This window comes from Clostridia bacterium (assembly GCA_024653205.1).
Taxonomy (GTDB): domain Bacteria; phylum Bacillota; class DSM-521; order Neomoorellales; family SLTJ01; genus JANLFO01.
In genome coordinates, this window is sequence record JANLFO010000005.1 from 100,278 (window position 1) to 119,016 (window position 18,739).

23 protein-coding genes, 2 tRNA genes and 2 pseudogenes are annotated in these 18,739 nt (G+C 64.7%); 9 read left to right on the forward strand and 18 right to left on the reverse strand.

What is annotated here, in order from left to right; genetic code table 11:
• Positions 1-4: 4 nt before the first annotated feature.
• The 11 genes and pseudogenes from NUV99_04100 to NUV99_04150 form a co-directional block, all read right to left on the reverse strand.
• Complete coding sequence (locus NUV99_04100; protein ID MCR4419307.1) at positions 5-619, reverse strand: accessory gene regulator B family protein; 615 nt, start codon at positions 617-619, stop codon at positions 5-7.
• Positions 616-1,089 (reverse strand): hypothetical protein, encoded by a 474-nt coding sequence (locus NUV99_04105; GenBank protein MCR4419308.1) that lies wholly within the window; start codon positions 1,087-1,089, stop codon positions 616-618. Before NUV99_04105 ends, NUV99_04100 begins: the two co-directional genes overlap by 4 nt.
• Before the next feature lie 125 nt (positions 1,090-1,214).
• Entirely contained in the window at positions 1,215-1,880 is a 666-nt protein-coding gene (locus tag NUV99_04110; protein MCR4419309.1) for a nitroreductase, read from the reverse strand.
• 172 nt (positions 1,881-2,052) lie between these two features.
• Complete coding sequence (locus NUV99_04115) at positions 2,053-2,373, reverse strand: hypothetical protein (protein ID MCR4419310.1); 321 nt, start codon at positions 2,371-2,373, stop codon at positions 2,053-2,055.
• Between the two features lie 163 nt (positions 2,374-2,536).
• On the reverse strand, positions 2,537-4,330 hold the full coding sequence (locus NUV99_04120; protein ID MCR4419311.1) for a copper-translocating P-type ATPase: 1,794 nt from the start codon (positions 4,328-4,330) through the stop codon (positions 2,537-2,539).
• A 348-nt stretch (positions 4,331-4,678) separates the two neighbouring features.
• Positions 4,679-5,032 (reverse strand): annotated as a pseudogene (locus tag NUV99_04125) (copper ion binding protein).
• Between the two features lie 15 nt (positions 5,033-5,047).
• A complete protein-coding gene (locus NUV99_04130) occupies positions 5,048-6,658 on the reverse strand; it encodes a hypothetical protein (protein ID MCR4419312.1) in 1,611 nt (536 codons plus the stop codon).
• Positions 6,659-6,716: 58 nt separating this feature from the next.
• Complete coding sequence (locus NUV99_04135; GenBank protein MCR4419313.1) at positions 6,717-7,139, reverse strand: EamA family transporter; 423 nt, start codon at positions 7,137-7,139, stop codon at positions 6,717-6,719.
• A 169-nt stretch (positions 7,140-7,308) separates the two neighbouring features.
• A complete protein-coding gene (locus NUV99_04140; GenBank protein MCR4419314.1) occupies positions 7,309-7,692 on the reverse strand; it encodes a hypothetical protein in 384 nt (127 codons plus the stop codon).
• The gene (locus NUV99_04145) at positions 7,679-7,978 is read right to left on the reverse strand and encodes a hypothetical protein (GenBank protein ID MCR4419315.1); all 300 of its coding nucleotides are present in this window, start codon (positions 7,976-7,978) and stop codon (positions 7,679-7,681) included. Before NUV99_04145 ends, NUV99_04140 begins: the two co-directional genes overlap by 14 nt.
• Positions 7,953-8,264, reverse strand: a complete 312-nt coding sequence (locus NUV99_04150) for a hypothetical protein (GenBank protein MCR4419316.1) — start codon at positions 8,262-8,264, stop codon at positions 7,953-7,955. The genes NUV99_04145 and NUV99_04150 overlap by 26 nt, the downstream gene beginning before the upstream one ends.
• A 437-nt stretch (positions 8,265-8,701) precedes the next feature.
• On the opposite strand from NUV99_04150, the gene NUV99_04155 reads away from it, so the two are divergent.
• Positions 8,702-8,777, forward strand: a tRNA-Ala gene (locus NUV99_04155).
• An 11-nt stretch (positions 8,778-8,788) separates the two neighbouring features.
• Positions 8,789-8,864: transfer RNA gene (locus NUV99_04160), tRNA-Val, on the forward strand.
• 120 nt (positions 8,865-8,984) lie between these two features.
• On the opposite strand, the gene NUV99_04165 is transcribed toward NUV99_04160, so the two are convergent.
• Both NUV99_04165 and NUV99_04170 read right to left on the reverse strand, forming a co-directional pair.
• Positions 8,985-9,629 (reverse strand): hypothetical protein, encoded by a 645-nt coding sequence (locus tag NUV99_04165; GenBank protein ID MCR4419317.1) that lies wholly within the window; start codon positions 9,627-9,629, stop codon positions 8,985-8,987.
• A 26-nt stretch (positions 9,630-9,655) separates the two neighbouring features.
• A pseudogene (locus tag NUV99_04170) lies at positions 9,656-9,817 on the reverse strand (chitin-binding protein).
• A gap of 915 nt (positions 9,818-10,732) precedes the next feature.
• Here NUV99_04170 and NUV99_04175 point away from each other — a divergent pair.
• Complete coding sequence (locus NUV99_04175) at positions 10,733-10,999, forward strand: type II toxin-antitoxin system Phd/YefM family antitoxin (protein ID MCR4419318.1); 267 nt, start codon at positions 10,733-10,735, stop codon at positions 10,997-10,999.
• Positions 10,989-11,435, forward strand: a complete 447-nt coding sequence (locus tag NUV99_04180) for a type II toxin-antitoxin system VapC family toxin (protein MCR4419319.1) — start codon at positions 10,989-10,991, stop codon at positions 11,433-11,435. Before NUV99_04175 ends, NUV99_04180 begins: the two co-directional genes overlap by 11 nt.
• Positions 11,436-12,014: 579 nt before the next feature.
• Here NUV99_04180 and NUV99_04185 read toward each other — a convergent pair.
• A complete protein-coding gene (locus NUV99_04185; GenBank protein MCR4419320.1) occupies positions 12,015-12,323 on the reverse strand; it encodes a type II toxin-antitoxin system RelE/ParE family toxin in 309 nt (102 codons plus the stop codon).
• 346 nt (positions 12,324-12,669) lie between these two features.
• Here NUV99_04185 and NUV99_04190 point away from each other — a divergent pair, with 346 nt between their 5' ends.
• The 5 genes from NUV99_04190 (at position 12,670) to NUV99_04210 (ending at position 15,265) form a co-directional block, all read left to right on the forward strand.
• The gene (locus NUV99_04190) at positions 12,670-13,071 is read left to right on the forward strand and encodes a nucleotidyltransferase domain-containing protein (GenBank protein ID MCR4419321.1); all 402 of its coding nucleotides are present in this window, start codon (positions 12,670-12,672) and stop codon (positions 13,069-13,071) included.
• On the forward strand, positions 13,058-13,564 hold the full coding sequence (locus NUV99_04195; GenBank protein ID MCR4419322.1) for a hypothetical protein: 507 nt from the start codon (positions 13,058-13,060) through the stop codon (positions 13,562-13,564). Before NUV99_04190 ends, NUV99_04195 begins: the two co-directional genes overlap by 14 nt.
• A 228-nt stretch (positions 13,565-13,792) precedes the next feature.
• Complete coding sequence (locus tag NUV99_04200) at positions 13,793-14,197, forward strand: nucleotidyltransferase domain-containing protein (protein ID MCR4419323.1); 405 nt, start codon at positions 13,793-13,795, stop codon at positions 14,195-14,197.
• Positions 14,194-14,718, forward strand: coding sequence for a hypothetical protein (locus tag NUV99_04205; GenBank protein MCR4419324.1), 525 nt, complete (start codon positions 14,194-14,196; stop codon positions 14,716-14,718). Before NUV99_04200 ends, NUV99_04205 begins: the two co-directional genes overlap by 4 nt.
• A 262-nt stretch (positions 14,719-14,980) precedes the next feature.
• Positions 14,981-15,265, forward strand: a complete 285-nt coding sequence (locus NUV99_04210; protein ID MCR4419325.1) for a hypothetical protein — start codon at positions 14,981-14,983, stop codon at positions 15,263-15,265.
• A gap of 102 nt (positions 15,266-15,367) precedes the next feature.
• On the opposite strand, the gene NUV99_04215 is transcribed toward NUV99_04210, so the two are convergent.
• The 4 genes from NUV99_04215 to neuB all read right to left on the reverse strand — a co-directional run bounded on the left by NUV99_04215 (position 15,368) and on the right by neuB (position 18,656).
• Complete coding sequence (locus NUV99_04215; GenBank protein ID MCR4419326.1) at positions 15,368-15,643, reverse strand: DUF5615 family PIN-like protein; 276 nt, start codon at positions 15,641-15,643, stop codon at positions 15,368-15,370.
• A gap of 190 nt (positions 15,644-15,833) precedes the next feature.
• Positions 15,834-16,550 carry an acylneuraminate cytidylyltransferase family protein gene (locus tag NUV99_04220; GenBank protein ID MCR4419327.1) on the reverse strand — a complete coding sequence of 239 codons (717 nt, stop codon included), beginning with the start codon at positions 16,548-16,550 and terminating at the stop codon, positions 15,834-15,836.
• Between the two features lie 10 nt (positions 16,551-16,560).
• On the reverse strand, positions 16,561-17,625 hold the full coding sequence (locus NUV99_04225) for a nucleotidyltransferase family protein (protein ID MCR4419328.1): 1,065 nt from the start codon (positions 17,623-17,625) through the stop codon (positions 16,561-16,563).
• A gap of 17 nt (positions 17,626-17,642) precedes the next feature.
• Positions 17,643-18,656, reverse strand: coding sequence for an N-acetylneuraminate synthase (gene neuB / locus NUV99_04230; GenBank protein ID MCR4419329.1), 1,014 nt, complete (start codon positions 18,654-18,656; stop codon positions 17,643-17,645).
• Positions 18,657-18,739 lie beyond the last annotated feature (83 nt).

An 18,739-nucleotide genomic window follows, 5' to 3' on the forward strand; every position in this document is an offset into this window, starting at 1 on the left:
CCTATCACCCCTTTCCCATGGCAAGATTATCCACGGCCGCGACCAGCCGGTGGCCGGCCCGGGTAAGGGTTAGGCCCTGCCACCAGAGGCCGCCGCCGAGGGCCAAGGCCAGATCCGCGCGCCACGGGAGCAGCGCCAGGGACGCGACGCCCAGCAGGACGAGCGCCGAGAGCGACAGCCGCCGCAGGCGGCGCCGCCTTTCCGCCGACCTTACGGGATGGGCGGGCGTATCCACGGGCGCCAGCGTGGCCACCACTACCGCCGTCCACACCAGAGCCGCGCCCACGATTGCCGCAATCGCCGCCGGGGGCAGATCCGCCAGTTCCCGGGCCGTCCGCCCCAGTCCCGCGGCCACGACCGCTCCCACCAGGCAGCAGACCAGGGGCGAGCGGCTGTGGGCGCCGCCGCTGAAGAGGCGCAGGGTGCTCGTCCCCACCGTGGCCACCAGAGCGCCCGCCAGGGCGCCGGCCAGCCAACCGGCCAGGGCCACCGCCGCCCAGTCTGCGGCCGTATACACCAGCACCTGGAGCCCGTAACGGATAACCTCTTCTTCCGCCGGGGACAGCTCCAGCCTCCGCGCCAGGCCGGAGGCCGCCGGCCGCACGAACTCCAGCTTCACGGCACCAACGTACCCCGCCTCCGGTTGTAAGCATTGACCGCCAGGGCCACGGCCAGGAGCACCGCCTCGTAGGGTGCGGCAAAGAGAGCCCGATAGAAGGGGTTGACAAATACTTCCTGATAAGTCATTTTGGTCACGCTCAATAGGGGTTTCAAATATAAGAACTCAGTCCCGATGGTGATGGCAAAGCAGAGTAGGACAGCGTAAAGGACTCGCGCCATCCGTGCCCTGGTAAAGGCCCAAGTGTATAGGGCCAACGAAACCACCAACACCACCGTATGCACTACGGGCAACAGGCGCACCAGATTGGTGGCGGTCTGCAACAGGGCAATGTAGAAGGTCCGGGGCCTCAGCAGGCGATAGTTGAGGAAGCTGAGCACAACCAGGGTCATAACCAAACTTTCCGGAAAATCCTGCAGCGCCAGTGCGTAGAGCAAGCCTGGAAAGCGCTCTTCTACCAACTCCTGCACCTCCGCCCTGCCCGTCGGGCAACGGCACCGATACGGGCGCCTTCCTTCCGGTACATTCGACGGACAGGGCAGAATTTCCTCCTCCATCGCCGGCATTTTCCATGTCCGGCCGGGCCGCGCCCGGCTTACCAGCCGAAGAGCCGCACCACCTCCGCCAGGGGGCGCCGGGTGCTGCGGAAGCGGTTGATGAGCGCGTCGGCATCGGCCCGACCGAGGGCCACGCCGATCACGACGGCCAGCTCTTCCGGAATGCCCAACTCGGCCCGGATCAGATCCGGGTAGGCTACCAGGTTGACCGCCGGGGCGGAATCCAGCCCGTACTCCCGCGCGGCCAGCATCAGGCTCTGGGCGAAAGACCCCAAATCGAAGAGGGACCACGGGTTGAGGCTGCGGTCCATGCAGAGATAGACCACCACCGGAGCCCCGAAAAAGGAGTAGTTGTACCGGGCTATGGCCTGCCTGGTTTCCGGGGCCTCGGGGTCGAGCCCCAGGAGCTTTAACCGCGTACCCTGGAGCGCCTCTATCCGCTTCTGGTGGGCGGCCGGCCAGTGCTGCACCGGCTCCAGATCGAACCTGGGCGCTACTCCCTGCTCCAGCCGGGCCAGATAGCCGGCCCGCAGCCTTTCCAGGACTTCGCCCGTGGCCACGAAGACCTCCCAGGGCTGGGTGTTGGCCCAAGAGGGTGCCTGGTTGGCCGCCTCCAGAATCCGCATCACGGTATCCTTGTCCACCGGATCGGGCCGAAAGGCCCGGATAGTTCGCCGGGAAAGAATGGCCTCGACGACGTTCACGGCTTTCCTCCTCCCGGTTGCCGTCCTTTGACGGCGTTCGTCGGCTTCGCTCCTTACTGCCTTAATAATAAGATAAATCCTTCAAGGGGTCTTGTCAAGCTTTTCCTATTCGATTCGGGGTCATGCTCGGTTCGTCGGGCGTTTTCGGGCCGAGGGGCCCGGGTCGCGCGGGCTACTGCTCTTGCGGGGAGCCGGCGGGAGGGTGCCGGGGCGCGTGAACGATGGTCAGGCTGTTTACTACCAGTTCCTCTTCGGACACCAGCTTGCCGTCGGCGTAGCGGCGGTGGCGGATTTCCGCCCGGGGCACGTAGGCGGAAACCTCGTGGGGCAGGTCGCGAACGATCCGGCGCCGCAGGAGCAGGCACACCTCCCCCACCCGGATGGCCACCTCGTCCCAGTTGGCCTCCCCGCCCGGCTCCGGCACCGCCACGCCCACCGGGGGCTGCGGGGACCGGTCTCGCCGCCGGCCGGCCTGTTTCCTCCACCAGCCCACAGCCGCACCTCCCCGCTGGATTAATATGCCAGCCCGGCGGGAACGGTGCCCTCCCGTGTCGACAGCACCGGACCCCAGCTCGCGGCGGCCGCAGGCCGGCTCCGTCATCCCCTTCTCATGCCTGCCCCGCCGGCCGAGTGAAAGCAAGGCCGGCCAGGCGGATCTACCGCCGGAAATAGGCGGGGCGGATGTCGACCCGGCGCAGGCGGTTGGCGTTGGTCACCACCGTTACCGAAGAAACCGCCATGGCCGCCTCGGCCAAGAGCGGGTGCATCCAGCCGACGACCGCCAGGGGGATCATTATTAGGTTGTAGAAGAAGGCCCAGAAGAGGTTCTGCTTGATCTTGCGGAAGGCCGCCCGGCTAAGGTTTAAGGCCTCCACCACCCCGGAAAGCTCTCCCCGGACCAGGGTCACCTCCCCGGCTTCGATGGCCACGTCCGTGCCGGTGCCGAGGGCAATGCCCACCTCCGCCTGGGCTAAGGCGGGGGCGTCGTTAATGCCGTCGCCCACAAAGGCCACCGGGCCCAACTCCTCCCGCAGCTTCCTTATCTCCGCCACCTTGCCGTCCGGCAGCACCTCCGCCACTACCCGCTCGATCCCCAGGCGGCGGGCCACGGCCTCGGCGGTACGCCGGTTATCGCCGGTGACCAGGGCCGCGGCCAGGCCCAGGCGGCGCAGCTCGGCCACCGCGGCGGCGGCGTCTTCCTTCAAGGTATCGGCCAGCGCCACCAGGCCCAGCGCCCGCGGCTGCGGGTCCAGGTCCGCCACAAACAGCACCGTCTTTCCCTCGGCCTCCAGAGCCTCCGCCCGGGGCAGGAGCTCGCCAACCTCCACTCCCTGCTCTTCCAGAAACGGCCGGGAGCCCACCACTACCCGGCGATCCTCCAGGCGGGCCGCCACGCCCTTGCCGGGAAAGGCCCGGAATTCGGTGGGCTCGGACAGGCTGAGCCCCTCAGAATGGGCCCGCCTCACCACCGCCCGGCCCAGGGGGTGCTCGCTACCACCCTCGGCCGAGGCGGCGAGACGCAAGAGGGAGGCCTCGTCCCCGCCCGGCAGGGGAACCAGGTCCGTCACCTCGGGCTCGCCCCGGGTGAGGGTGCCGGTCTTGTCGAAGACCACCGCCTTAACCCCCTTGAGGGCCTGGAGGGCGGCCCCGGAGCGAAAGAGTATGCCGTGCTGCGCCCCCAGCCCCGTGGCCACCAAGAGCGTCGTGGGGGTGGCCAGGCCCAGGGCGCAGGGGCAGGCGATGACCAGCACCGCCACCGCCGCTACTACCGCTAAAGTTACCGTGCCCAGACTCGGGTTGACCCAGGGAAGAAAGGCCCCCGCCCGGGCAAACCAGGACATGCCCTGGGGAAAGGCCAGCCAGAGAACCAGCGTGGCCGCCGCCAGCATCAGCACCACGGGGACGAAAACCCCGGTTATGCGGTCGGCCAGCTCCTGCACCGGCACCTTGGAGCCCTGGGCTTCCTCCACCAGCCGGATCACCTGGGCCACGAAGGTATCCCGGCCCACCCGCGTGGCCCGCACCTTAAGCAGCCCCTCCCGGTTGATGGTGGCGCCGATGACTTCATCCCCCGGCTTTTTGTAGACCGGTAAGGGCTCGCCGGTGGCCATGGATTCGTCCACCGCGCCCTCGCCCTCCGCCACCACCCCGTCGGTGGGGATCTTCTCCCCCGGCCGCACTACCATAAGATCGCCCACCGCCACCGCTTCCACGGGCACTTCCACTTCCGACCCGTTGCGGAGCACCCGGGCGGTCTTGGCCCCGACCTCCAGCAGCCGGCGGATGGCCTGGGAGGAGCGGCCTTTGGCCACCTCTTCCACGTAGCGGCCGGTGAGGTGGAAGGCCATGATCATGGCCGCCACCCCGGCGTAGCTGGCCACGGGGAAGAAGAAAGAGGCCGGACCGGTCAGCCAGGATACCAACGTGCCCAGCGCGATGAGAGTATCCATATTGGCGTAGCCCCGCCGCAGGGCCCCGAAACCGCGCCGGTAGGTATCCCGGCCCACCCAGACCAGCACCGGCAGGGCGAGCAGGATCATGCCCAGGCGAAAGGCGGCCTCGCTGGGCCAGGCGATCCCCCAGAACATTTCCGGGAGCATCCAGATTATCAGCGGAAGGGTGAAGCCCCAGGCCGCCAGCAGGCGGAAGCGGGCCTCCCGCATCCTAAGCTCCGCCTCATCCTCCGCCGCTTTTCCCTCCCTACCCCCTTCCGCCGAAGCCGCCGAAGGAGCCTCCAACACCTGGTAGCCGGCTTCGGTCACCGCCCTTCGCAGGTCTTCATCTGCCACCGCTCCGGGAACAAAGCTCACCGCCGCCTTACCCGCCGCGAGATTCACCCCCGCCCGCACCACTCCCGGCAGCCCGGCCAGGGCCTTTTCCACCCGGGCGGCGCAGGCGGCGCAGTGCATCCCGCCGATGTTAAGCACCACCGTCTCCTCGGGCACCCGGTAGCCTGCCTCTTCCACCGCCTTCACCAGTCGGCCGGTCTCGAGACGGCGGGGATCGACGGTCAGGGCCGCCTTGCCGGTGGCCAGGTTAACGCTGACCTCCTCCACGCCCTCCAGCTTGGCCAGGGCCTTCTCCACCCGGGCGGCGCAGGCGGCGCAGTGCATCCCCTGCACGGGAACGATCACCTTACGGGGTTCGGCCATATAGCTCACCTGCTTTCAGCGTTCATCCTCTCTCGCTTTCAGTTGCTCGAGCAACCGCTCTATCTCCTCTAGCTTTTGCTGTATCTGGCGCACCAAATCCTCTCGGGCCTCCGGCACCGCCCCGGCCGGACCGGAGGGCGGCACCGGCCTTCCGGCCAGGAAGGCGGCCACCTCGGCATCGGTTTCTAGCTCCACCACGCTGTTGTTCCGGCTGTCCACAAAAGCCTGATAGGCCACGCCCGCGTAGTCCTGGGGGATAACCGCCGTTTTCCAATAGAGCACGCCCTCCTTGACCACGGGCAGCGGCTCCACCATGTTGAAGAGGCTCCAGTCCACCAGGGGGTTGGCCCGGCGCACGTAGTCCAGGGCCCGAATGGGGCCGGTGAGCACCTGGTCCTCGGGCAGCTCGAAAAGCTCGATCCGGCCGGTGCGCGCGTCCACCAGGAAGATCTTGAAAATGCCGTGGCTCTGGCCGTAGGGCTCGGTGCTTATGAACCACTTCAGGCCCTCCGCGGTATCCAGGAGGAAGGGCTGCTTGTTCTCCCCCACGTCCTGGATCTCAATCTGGTCCCGGTGCAGGAAGAAGCGGTTGATAACCCCGTTTTTGTACTGGTAGGCATCCACGTAAGTGCGGGCCAGATGCTCGGGGAAAATCAAGTTGTCCTGGAGCACCGGGTGGGAGAGCGCCTCCGCCGGCGGCACCAGGGCGATGTGGCCCTGGGTATCCACCACAAAGGAGCCGGCGAAAACCGGCACCGCGTAGACCAGCCCCCACCGGAAGCCGTAGTCATAGGCGATGGCGGGAGCTACGGTATAGATCTCGCCGTCCTTAGGAATATAGTACGTCTCCTCGGTGTTGACCCAGTAGCGCACCCGGAATAGGTTCCACCAGAGGCTGTCGGTGACCTTCATCCCCTCGCCGATCCGCATTTGCTTCCAAACCATTTGCGAGTTGCGCTCCTGGGTGGTGGCGTCCACGTAGGCCATGCCGGCGTTCTTGGCGGTGAATACCAGCACCAGGCCGTCCGGCACCAGCGGAAAGGTATAGCAAAGCTTGCCGTTGATCCGGGCTATGTGCTCGGTCCCCAGCTTGTACTGGCTCAACTGCAGGGCGTCGCGGGCGTAACGGCGGGCCACCACCTCGGGCATGAGCCGCAGGTTCGCGGTGGCGTCGGGCAACCGCTCGATCCGGTGATACTCCACCCGGGAAACGATGTCCAACTGCCGGGCCACCTGGGCCAGCAGGGGCAGAAAAATCAACAAGACCGGCAGCACTACCCAGTAGGAAAGCCAGAGGGTGCGGAAGCGCATCTGTCCCCGTTCCCCGGTCTTCCGGCCTTTATCGTCCTTCTTTTCGTACTCCCAAATCTTGACGCCGGTCCAGCGCCGGCGAAACCAGAGGAAGTGGAGCGCCAGCCAGATGGCGAGGGCCTCGAAAACGGCCGGATGGGTATAACAGAACATGAGCGGCGCGTGCCACCAGGTACGCAGGTACCAGAGCAGCAGCGCAAGGACCGCTATTTCTAGGGCTACCAGCCAGGCCCGCCGCCGCCAAAGCCAATCTCGCCGGCCTGTCCGGCTCCCGCCCGCCGTAGGCCCCAAAGTACCGCCGGTATCCTTGGTCATGAAAAACCCCCCTGCCCAGTTCTTCTGATGCCTGGCACCACTTCCAGGCCTCCCCGGCCTAGCCCCTCCCGATCAGCCATATACCCAGAACGATCAGCGCCGCTCCCAGGCCCCGGCCTAAGGTTATCTTCTCGCCCAGCAACAGCACCGCCAACATCATAGCTACTAGGGGGTAGGCGGCCACCACCGGGGCCACGTTCGCCACCTGCCCCACCTTGAGGGCTTGGAAGTAGGCAAAGTGCCCCACCAGCGCCGCGGCCAACCCCTCTGCCGCCAGCAAGGCCCAGATGCGCCAATCAAGGTTCTTCAGGCCCCCGAGGCTCATCGTGGCCGCGCCGACCACCGATAGGGCCGCCAGGACCGCCAAGGTCCGCACGAATAGGGCGGCGAACGGGTCGCTCTTGACCAAGCCCATCTTGGCAAAAACCGGCCCCAGACCCCAAAAGAACGCGGCCAGTATCGCCCACGTAAACCAAGTCACTTTCCGCCTCACCCCGCACTAGAATCTTCGGAAACGGGGGGCCGGCGACGAACAACGGCTCTCAGACCCCTCAAAGGTTAAAAGGCCGACCACGGAAACCCTCAGGAACCTGTGGCGAACGGATGGGGAGAAGGGAAAGGAGGTCCCCGCCACCTCGTCTAACCCCGTCCTATACTATGAGATCCAGGCAGTGGGTGGTGCCGGCGGTGCCGTCCTCCCGGAAGAAGATGCCGGTTCGCCGGATTCTTCCCTGTACCTGGTTCTGGCCGTCCCGGAGGTTAAAGGCGCCGGGCGCGTAGGCGAGGTAAATGGCCCCTATCCCCACTTCTCCCAGGGCCAGGAACCTGGCCTCTCCCGTGCCGTCCCAGCACCAGAGGCGCAGCCGGGTAAACACCGGATCGGCCTCGTCTATCCACCCGTTACCGTCGGCATCGTAGGCGGCCAGGTCGGCGTAACCGTTCCCGCTCCGGGGACCGAACAGTTCCCGCCGTGGGTGACGGCGCCGTCGCGGCTTCCGCCCCGTGGCCTTCGGCCCGTCTTCACCCTCGCCCACCCCGAGTTCGGTGCCCGGCAAGGCTGCGGCGGCGCGGCGGAGAGAAGAAGGCGTAGTCCTGGGGATCCACCAAACCCCAGTCCTGGAGGAGGTGCAAGGTGGCCTCCAAGGCGGCTTCTTCACCCAGGAGGTGCCGGATCATCCGGACGTATTCGGCGTTATGGCTGACGTACCGGTGCCGCGGCCCCAGCCTTTCGATGGCCCGGTCCATCAGAAGGTGGACCAAGGGGTCAGCGTGACCCAGGAGGGCCCGGGCCGCCTTAAGGTGCTCCTGTCGGCGGGGCACCGGAATCCTTCTCCTTGAAAAGCTTCTCCAAATCACCCAACAGCAGGTCGGGAATGACGGCACTGCGCTCCAGCACGTCGCTGGCCTTGGCTACCCAGCGCTGCCAGATCACCCGCAGGTGCTCGTCGCTCATGGTGGGTGCCGGCGTCTTGCCCTTGCCCTCGCCTTCGATGTAGAAGATCTCGGAAGGCTTGGTCTCCTTAAGCCACTTGACCACGGCGCCCAGGGTTTCCAAAGCGGCCAGCCTTCTTTCGTCCATGGCGGCCCTTATCTCCCGGATATCCAAGGCTGTAACCCCCTTCAAAAGATTCTTCTGTCCTTCTTATTCCCTGTGCTAGGGGGTATTCCTGCTTCGGACCGGCCGAAGGTGGTCGGCCATGAACCGGGATGCCTTTGGTGCGGCCCTCAACCACGATACGATACGGGAGTTGCTGCTGGCCACCAAGACCTACGAAACCATAATGGGACCCTTTTAAGTATGATCCGTCCGCTTCTTCCAGGGTCATCTAGGACAGATTAGGATAATGGCAGAAGCGCCCCCCTACTGAAGCCGCCTGAGCCGAAGCCTGCGCCCAAGAGGGAATAGAGTGAGTAGGCCTACAGTAGCGGGCTGGCTACCGCTCGGCCGGCCGGAAGCTCACCTCCGAGGAAGAAGCCTTGGCCGCTCGTAGGCGGGAAAGCTTGACTCGGCCTGAGCAGTGCACTATAATGAAGCTGCGCGGTGGGCGTGTAGCTCAGCTGGGAGAGCGCTAGAATCGCACTCTAGAGGTCACGGGTTCGAATCCCGTCACGTCCACCAGGAAGGCACACGGGGCTGTAGCTCAGTGGTGAGAGCGCCTGACTCACATTCAGGAGGTCACAGGTTCAAATCCTGTCAGCCCCACCAGGAAAGCCAGCAATGTCAAGGCTTCGCGGTTTCGGTAGATCGTGATAAAGGTAAAAACTGGGAATTCGTCACATTTTCGTCACCGAAATCCGCAAAGCCCGCTTGCCCGGTGGAACGCACCTACCGGGTTTTCTTTTTGGAAGACCTGCCGAAGAGGTAGGCGTTGAGGCGTTCCGCCTCCTTCTGGTCGATCCTCTCCGGGATGTAGTGGTGATAAACCAACGGGTCACCCAGGCCCGGCCGATCTTTGAGCCCACTACTACACCCGCCGCGGCGGGCTTGTCCCAGCTCACCTGCTGCAGCGTATCGCGGAGCTCGTTGGGCCGCCGCCCAGCGGGCGGACCCGTGCGTGGCCACTTTAGCCGCCTCGGGTTCCCCGCGCTTGGCGGGCCAGCCGCTCCGCCAGGCCCAGCGCAGGAGAGGGAAGGCGACCAGCGCCCAGGGAATCTGGGTGAACCAGAAGCCAGGCGGGTGCTCCCGCCATAGATCCCATACCATGTGGCATATGCGCATCCGGCCGTCGGCCAAAGGTTTGGCCAGATAGGCCAGGAGTTCCGGGTAGCGCATGGCGGGTTTCAACGGCGGCCAGACGGTTTTCGGAAGCAGATACAAAACAGGGGTGAGCGCCAGGTCCGCTATCATGATCGCAAAGATCGGCCATAGTACCAGGACCCGCTGCCAGGTCAGCACCTTGCGCCTGACCAGCCATACCAGAAGGAAAAGCAGGGCGAACGGCCAAAGCAAAAACGGTAACACGAAAGGCATATCCTCACCTCCCTCTTTCTTCCCGGGCCCTCTCCTCCGCCCGGGCCGCCTCGCGAGCGCTTGCCAGCTCCGCCTGGGCCTCCGCGCGCAGCCGCTCCCGCTCGATCCCGCGCCAGGCGGCGCGCCAGAGGGACCGGCTGATTGGCTCCTGGGCCGCCCGGTCCTCCCGGCCCGCCCGGTTGAGGGCCGCAGCGGCCCGGACTACGCTCTGCGCCACCCGATTCCGAAGGTCGGTATAGGCTTTTTCGGCCGCCTGATCCAAAGTCTGAGGCTTCCGGGAGTAGTGCGACGCGAGTTCGCGGGCCAGCTCCGCGTACCGGTTGGCAGACTTGGCGAAGCCGGGTTGCCGGAGCAGCCAGTCCGCGATCTCCCTGGCCCGGGCTTTGACCGGCTCGGGCATGTAGGCCAGGGCTGCGCGGCCCTTCCCCGGCATGGCGGCGGCCAAAGCGGCAAGCTTTTGGGCCAGCTCCTCCTGGTTGCCCTGCCGCAGGGTGTCTTCGGTGGTTTAATCGCCCTCCTTATGGCACGGTCCAACGCGTCCCGTCCTTCTATTACGGCGCGCTCCGCCAGGCCTTGGGCGAGAAAATCCCGCGCTGGGTTCGCCACCGATAAACCCCGGCGGGTAGCTTCGGCCTGAAGCGCAACGTAAAGGTCGTCGGTCATCCAGATGTCTAGGCGGCGCTTAAACCTCCCATGTTGCCGCATGTCCGGTATCACCTCCGGAGATGAATATCGAAAAACGGCAGGACGTGTCGGAATACTGTCCGGTCAAATTCCCGCCCGCATGACTTATATTCCGGTAAAATGTCCGCCCTAAATTAACTAAGCTGCGCGCGGCACTGCCGCGCGTGTGTCCGGCGGTCCTTCAGGACCGCTTAACCTGCCCATTCGGACCGGACCGGGAAAGCCGGTCCGGGTAGGGCACGAAGACGCGAATGAGGTGTTCAGTTATGGGGACGGGGGCCGTCTCCCGCAGGGGGACCGTGACCGCCTTGACGTTGTTGGAGGAAGCTGTAACACCTGTAACCGCCGGTTCCACTTAGCGCGCTTGCTTTTGCCTGAAAGTTAGGGTATAATGCCTTTACTGGAGGTGGTCATCCGTGATGACCATAAGCGTAAGCCAGGCGAAAGCGAGGTTTCTGGAGCTTGTCCGGCGCGCCGAGAATAACGAGGGTGCCATCGTCGAAAAGAAGGGTGTCCCGGTGGCCGCCGTTGTTCCTTACAGGGAATACGCCAGAATGAGGCGAATCCAGAGCTACCTGGCCCTGCGCAGGCTCCGTCGGATCGCCGCGGGCACGGGGCTGACGGCGGAGGAAATCTACCGGGAGTCCCGGCGCGAGCTTGAAACCAGAGGCACCCATGAGCACTAAAGACTTGGTAGTAGACGCCAGCGTGATCCTGGCCGCCTGCTTCCCCGACGAAAAGGCTCCCCAGGCCTTGCGGCTGATGGAAGACTACGCCACCGGCAGGGTGGACCTCTGGGCGCCGAGGCTGCTGGCTCTGGAGTTTATCAACGCCTGCCTGGTCGCCAGAAGACGAAGCCGCATCGGTGACCCCCTCCTCGACAACCTGGTTGACCACTTCCTCGCCCTGGAAATCCGTTGGGTCGGCGTGGAAAAGAACGCCCGGCAGGTGCTTGCGCTCGCGAAGGAGTACGGCCTTACGTCCTACGACGCCGCCTACGTGGCCGCGGCGAAAATCCTGGGGTGCAGGATGGTCACCGGCGACCGCGGGCTCTACAACGCCGTGAGAAACGGCCTCCCGTTTGTCGTGCCTCTGGAACGTTACGGCGAAGAATGGAGGTAGGGATAGGATGTTACTTCCCCCCGCGCCGGATGGCGTCCCAATCTTGGCCTTTCCAGGTGGGGCGGGCCCAGTCCAGGTAGGGCGTGCCCAAACCGCCGCCCCAGGACGGGAGGGAGTGGGGCAGGTCGCGGGCCGGGCGGCGGGGCCGGAGTAGCGGTAGCGGCCTCGGCCGGCGTCCCAGCAGGCAGGAAATTATACCAGGGGGAATTTACACATCCAGGAGGTCACAGGTTCAAATCCTGTCAGCCCCACCAGGAAAGTCAAGGGCTTGCGGGTTTGCCAACAGTCCCCAGGAGCCGGTTTGATGCAACCGTGATGCAACCGGAACCGAAAGCCCCGGGGCCGCAACCCTTCTAACCCGCAATAAAAAGACCGCCAGGGTGCCAGCCTGGTGACACACTTGCGCCTTGGCTACGGTGAGCGCTGCTTACCGGCAATGGCGATATTGCGCGTCACCGCCTTAACGTTCTTGAGCAGTATTCCCTGTTTCGCCACGTCCTTCTGCTTCCCTTATGTCCACCTTGACTTAAGAAGATTAACTAACGGCCTTTATACCTGGGCCACCCTACTCCTCTCCCCCTAACAGTTTCGGTGGCTCTTCCTTGGCCGGATAGACGGCTTAGCGGCTCTTGCCCAATAGACATCTCCCCTCGGCCCTATGGCGGTGACAACAAACCACCTTTGCTCCCTATCCACCATAATCAGCACCCTCCGGTCTCCTGCCCGCAGACTCCATTCCGGTCGGCCCTTGAGAGGCTTGACCGGCACCTGCCACGGGTTTTCCTGAAGCTTCTGGAGAGCATTCAGTATCCGCTCCTGCTCCTTTCGGGGCAGTTTCTCCAGGTAGCGCCGGGCCGGCCGGAGGATGACCACCTGCCACTCAGCCACGTTCTTCCTCCAGGAGTTCCTGTCTCACTTTTTCCAGGGGTTCTCCCTTGTCCAAACCGGCGAGGTAGGCCTGCCAGGCCGTTTCACTTGCCTTCGCTTCTTCGGGGGTTAGAGGCTCGTCAAACTCTACCCCGCGGCGCCCGCTTTGGACACCGGCGTCCGGGCGTGGCCCAGGCAGGCCTTCAATTGATGTTTTCCCGTTGCCTGCTCGCTCTTCCCGTGGTACGATGACCTCGGGAGGGGGACAGGATGGCATGCCGGAAGAAGCAGGAGCCTCCCTGGCCCAACACTCGGTCCGACAGGCCATAGCCGGTCTGTACCCCTCGGTAACGAAGGAGAAGCGACAGTGGAGTACCCAGACGTGGAAGCCTACGCCGAGGCGTGGAAGAGGCGCCTGGCCGAAGAGGAGGCCCGGGGACGGGAACTCGCCGCCCGGGCGGAGGAAACCGCCAGGCGCGTGGCCTCGACCCTGGTGGAGCGGTACGGGGCCGCCGAGGTTTGGCTGTTCGGCTCCCTGGCCCGGGGCCGCTTCCGGCCCGGCTCGGACATAGACCTTGCGGCCCGGCGCCTGCCTGCCCGGGAGTACTTCCGCATCCTCTCGGAGATAAACGCGGACCAGGAATTCGACCTGGACTTAATCGACCTCGACGCCTGCCCGCCCTGGCTGGCCGAGGCGGTGCGTCAGCAGGGCCGGCTCCTGGCCCGCCGTGACCAACCGGAAGGAGAGCCGCGCCGTGAAGGCCCGTAGCCGGGAGAGCCTCCTGGAAACCGTCGCCCAGCTCGACCGCCTCCTGGAGGCCTTAGACATCACCGTACGGGAGGCCGAAGCCAAGGCGAAGGATTTCGCCCGCACCCCGCCTACGGCCTTTGACCTCCGGGGCCTCGGCAGCTTGGTCCACGATTTCTACACCGCCATAGAGGACGTTTTTGAACTCATCGCCGGAGATATAAACGGGAGCTTGCCGGAAACTCTCCAATGGCACAAGCAGCTTCTTAACCGCATGACGCTGGAGGTGCCCGAGGTCCGGCCACCGGTAATCTCCAAAGGCCTGGCGCGCACCCTGGACGAGTACCTGCGCTTCCGGCACGTATTCCGAAACGTATACGGGTATATGCTGGATTGGGAGCGGCTGAGGCCGTTGCTGAACCGGATCCCTGCCGTCTACAACCGGTTCCGCGAGGAGATCAGTGCTTTTCGCCGGTTCCTCTTGGGCCTAGCCCATAAGCTGGGGGCAGAGTAGCGCCAGCCCGGAGGCTTAGCCGGCATCCCACGGTCCTCTTTGCCCAACTTTGACGCCGCCACCCGCGGCCCCGCATTACGATGTGGGCCCGCCCACCGGGGCCGGTTGTTTTCCGATCGGGACGGTGATATGATCACCCAGAGGAGAGCGCGTGGCCGGGCGGCAAGGGGTGAAAAAGGCCCCGTCCAGAGGAGTGATGGCGCGGTGGTGCCCCGAAGGACATCAGAATTGGAGAAAAGGCGGCCGCAGAGCACTATTATGCCGCCGGACGGAGACCTCGCCTGGGCAGCCATCCGCCGGGAGTGGGCCCGACGAGCCGCGATCAAGAAGCGAGCTGAAGAGGAAAGGCGCGCTCTGGCCCTACAAAAGGCCAAGGCGGTAGCCTCCCACCTCAAGAGACATTACGGCGCCGGGCAGGTGTACCTCTACGGCTCCCTGGTTTGGGGCAGGCATTTCACCGTTCAGTCCGATATAGACCTTCTGGTGGAGGGCTTTCCTAAGGGAAGTAACTTCTGGCGGTCCCTGGTAGAGGCGGAGGAGCTGGCGGCGCCTTTCGCCGTCAGCCTGGTTCCGGCAGAAGACGCCTCGCCCTCGCTGTTGGCCCGCGCCACCCGGGAGGGGCTGCGTCTATGACCAGGAAGGAGCTTCTCCTGCTTATAAGCCGGCTGGAAGAAGAACTGAACAACATCGCCGGGCTGGAGCAGGAACTACGCGAAAAGGGGTACTGGCCCGCCGGCCGTACAGGATCAAAGTCCCGGGCACCTGCCTTTCCCGCCGGGGACACCTTCACCTTGAGGGCCATCGGTTCCGTCCTCCACGATTTCTACGTGGCCGCCGAAAACCTCTTCCAAGCTATAGCCCGCGAACTAGACGAGAAGCTGCCCGAAGGCCCCACCTGGCACCATGCCCTACTCCGCCAGATGACCCTCACCATTCCCGGCGTTCGCCCGGCAGTGTTGCGCAAGGAAACGGCACAACGGCTGGACGACTTCCGCGCCTTCCGGCACCTGTTCCGAAATGTGTACGGGTTCAACCTGAGTGCGGAGAAGCTGCGCGACCTCCTGCTCAAGCTGCCCCCAACCGCAGCCGCCCTTCGCCGCGACGTGGAGCAGTTCATAGCCGCCCTGCGGGCCAACCTGCCCGAAGAGGATTAGCCTTTCACTTTCCATCGACTAGAACGCCGGCTGCTTGCCTAATCCCTTTTTGTCTGATATTCTGAGACTCGGAGGGACCGCAGATGAGCGGAGAACCCGGCTGGGGAGCCCACAAGGCCATCCTGGTCAGGGGCCTGCTCGCCTGATACGGGTCCGGGTCAGGCGGGTCCCGGCGGCAGGTCGGAACGGCCAGGAAAGAAACAGGCGTGGAGCCGCAATGGGCTCGCCCTCTCCCGCCCGACTAATTAAGGAGGTAACAGTCTTGCTCAAGGTCGAAATCACCCCGGAGGCGCAAGATTTCATCCGCGAGTTTTCCGACACCATTACCGTGCAGATGCAGGTCTGCGGCACCTGCGGCAGGATGAGGGGCGAGGCCGCCGTATACGTGGGAGCACCGGACCCGGCGGACAGGTACAACCGGGTCGAAGTCGAGGGCATTACCGTATACCTGCCCAAGAGGGCGGTCATCTCCAAGGAGGGCCTGCGCCTGTCCCTGGCGGAATGGGAGGGCGAGAAAGGCGTACTGGTGGAGGGCCTGCTGGGCTAGCCGGCTTTTGCCTCCTCCAGGGTTGAAAGCTCTTCGCAGCCGCGGCGGCGGTCGTATCCCTGCGCCTCAGGTCCGGGGAGCAGGCCTGCCGGCCGCGGCCCGTCATTTACCCGCTTGCGGAAACTCCTGGCAAGCCGCCGTTGTTGCCTCCGACGCGTCCGGCAATCGAACAACACCGATCCGGACCCCATGTGCCGCTATTTGGCCAAAGTCCTTGTCTACCGTCACAACCACGCGCTTCTCCTCTGCCGCCCACTGCAGGACTTCATCGTCTCCCATCTGGGGGTTGCGGCTCCTAACCTCCGCCACATCGTGGCCCAACTCCCGGAGCCATATCGCGAGCTTTGTACCCGCCCAAACATCCACGAGGAACCTCAACGGGCTCCCTCCACGCGTACCGCACTCAGGTCCTCATTGCCGACCAGAGCCCGCGCGTAGGCTAGGCAGGCCCGGATGTCGTCGCCGGTCCGACCCGTTGCCCTGTCCCGGGCACCTGACAAGATCCTACCGAGCAGGTTCTGGTAACGCCACAAACAGGCGCCGGGTAATCGGTTTCCTCCCTGTCGGTCTATGCCTCGATCCCGACGCTCAGACGCGCCGCCAGCACCTCTGCCAAGGCGAAATCAACGGCATCATCAATGTCAACCGATCTCTCCTTCGGCATCACGTAGGCATAGGTGCGCGGTCCGTACCAGTGCTCGCGGCTGCGGATGAAGCCCCAGTCCGCCAGGTAGATCGCGCCGTTAAGGCGGTAGTACTTCGGCAGCTCCTGGCGGTTGGCGCTCCGCACCTCCGGCCGCAGGAAACCGTCCATGCACCCGTCCTCGGGCAGGGTGTTGCTCAGCCAGGGGTGGTGATCGACCTCGCATACCGAAACCACGGCCTCGGCCTGCCGCTCGACCATTAGCGAGCACGCGTTCCTGATGTCTTCCGGGCTGCGCAGAGGACTGGTAGGCTGAAGAACCATTACCCAGGAGAAGCGCATACCGGCGGACTCGCACCAGGCCATGGCGTGATGCACGACGGCTATGCCTTTGGCCTCGTCGGTGGCCAGGTGAGCGGGGCGCAAGAAGGGAACCGCAGCGCCGGCCGCCGCGGCGACGCTCGCGATCTCGCTGCTATCGGTAGACACCAGTAGGTAGTCCAACACCCCGCTGCCGAGGGCGGCCTCGATGGTATGAACAATCAGCGGCTTGCCGGCCAGCCGCCGCAGATTCTTGCCCGGCAAACCCTTCGACCCGGCCCGGGCCGGTATCAACCCCAGCACCGACCTTCCCTGATACAACGGCGGCCACCTACCCAGAAAAGTCCAATGCCTTCAAGGTTTGGCGATACTCCTCCCACTGGCCCACGTCAAACCAGCGCCCGTGATGGGGGAACACGCCGACCTTAAGACCGTGGTGCTTGGCCCGCAGGATCAGCTCCGGCATGTCCAGCGGCACACCCGGTGTAACCAGCTCCAGCGCCGCCGGTTCCAGCACGTAGACGCCCGCGTTTACCAGGAAGTGAAAGCTGGGCTTCTCCTCAATGCCGGAAAGCTCCTCACCCTCGATCTGCAGGACACCGTAGGGAACCGTGAAGTCGCGGAGCGAGCCGACCACGGTTACCTGGTGCCGACGGTCGGCGTGATAGCGCAGCAGGCTGGAATAATCCATTTCCAGAATAACGTCACAGTTGGTGACCACAAAGGTGCCCTCTAGTTTCTGGCGGACAAGCCCCAAGGCTCCCGCCGTCCCGAGGGGATCGGCCTCCTGTACGAACTCCACCTGATACGGCCTGCCGTTACCCTCGGCGAAATAAAGCCTCACCACCTCGGCCTTATAACCGAGGGTGAGGATGAAGCGATCGAAGCCCTGGTCGTAGAGCCTGTCCATGATCACCTCGACGATGGGCTTGTCTCCCAGAGGCAGCATGGGCTTGGGAAGTATCTTGGTAAACGGGTCAAGCCGCGCCCCCTTCCCGCCCGCCATGATGACTACCGGCTCCGGGCGGGCCGGGCGCTTCAGGCCGAAGAGATCGACCCAAAGCAGGAGATCCACCACGCGGTCTTCTTCATCCACCAAGGGAACGTGGCGGATGCTGTAGGCCAGCATCATTTCCCGGGCGGCCTGGAGAGGAGTTCCTACCGGCAGCACCTTGGGCTGCGGATGCATGATCCTGCTTACCGGGGCGTTGAGGGTCTCGCCTCTCAGCAGGGCCCGCCTCACGTCACCGTCGGTCACGATCCCCAGAAGGCGCCGCCGGGCGTCTACTACCAGCATTACCTGAAGACCGGCGGCATCCATGCGCGGGAGCACCCTGGCGAGAGGCTCGGCGGGTTCGGCCATGACTTCCTGAAGCTTGTCCTCCCTGAAACCCACTGCCTCTCCCCCCTTGCCTACACCATGTCCCAGGTCAGGACCGTGCCGGCCGGAATGTCAACCCGCGCCCGGCGACCCACCACCAGATCCCAGTAGACCGGCGAAATGCCCGTACCCGGGCGCTTCACCGCCAGGCACTGCTCGGTGATGACCTCTCCGGCGGCGATGTCCCGCCTGGCGACCAAGCTGCGACGAGCGGCCGGCATTATGGCCAGCTCGCCTGCGGTAGGCCGCTTTAGGCCGTCGCCCAGGCAGACCTCGACTTCCCTTATGTACCTCACCATGGTCCTGAATTCTTCCGGCTCCAGCGAGGCCCGGTGATCCGGGCCGGGCAGGTTCCGGTCCAAGGTAAGGTGCTTCTCAATCGCCACGGCACCCAAGGCTATTGCCGCCACCGCCGCCGCGGGGCCCGGGGTGTGGTCGGAGTAGCCTACCGGAAGGCCGAAGGCGCGGCGCATGGTCTCTATGGCCCGCAGATTGACCTCCTGAGGAGGCGTGGGGTAATTGGTGGTGCAGTGGAGGAGCACGATGTCGCCGCAGCCCCCAGAGCGCAGCAGGTTAACCGCGCCCTCTACTTCTCCCAAGGTGGCCATGCCGGTAGAAAGGATTACCGGCCGGCCTTTCCCGGCCACATGGCGCAGGTACGGATAGTTGGTTATCTCACCGGACGGTACCTTGAGATAGGGCACTCCCAAATCACACAGAAAGTCCACGCTCTCCAGGTCAAAGGCCGAAGAAATGAAGGTGATGCCCTTCTCCCGGCAGTAATCGAAGACTTTTTTGAGCTCCTCATGGCCCAGTTCGACGCGCCTGATCATCTCCAGCTGGCTTTCGTCCCTCTCCGGCTCGTTGGCTCGCTGGTAGGCCGCCCGCTCGGCGGCCGCCGTGGCCACCTCTTCCGCCCTGAAGGCCTGAAACTTCACCGCGTCCGCGCCGGCATAGACGGCGGCGTCCACCAGCCGCCTGGCCAGCTCCGGGTCGCCGTTGTGGTTTACGCCCGCTTCGGCGATTATGAACACCCTATTCCACATGGAAGAGGCACCTCTCTTCCCATGGTCATGAGCAGTGGCACGCCTGGGCAAAGCCAAAGCCGAACCAAATCCTCATTTTGCGG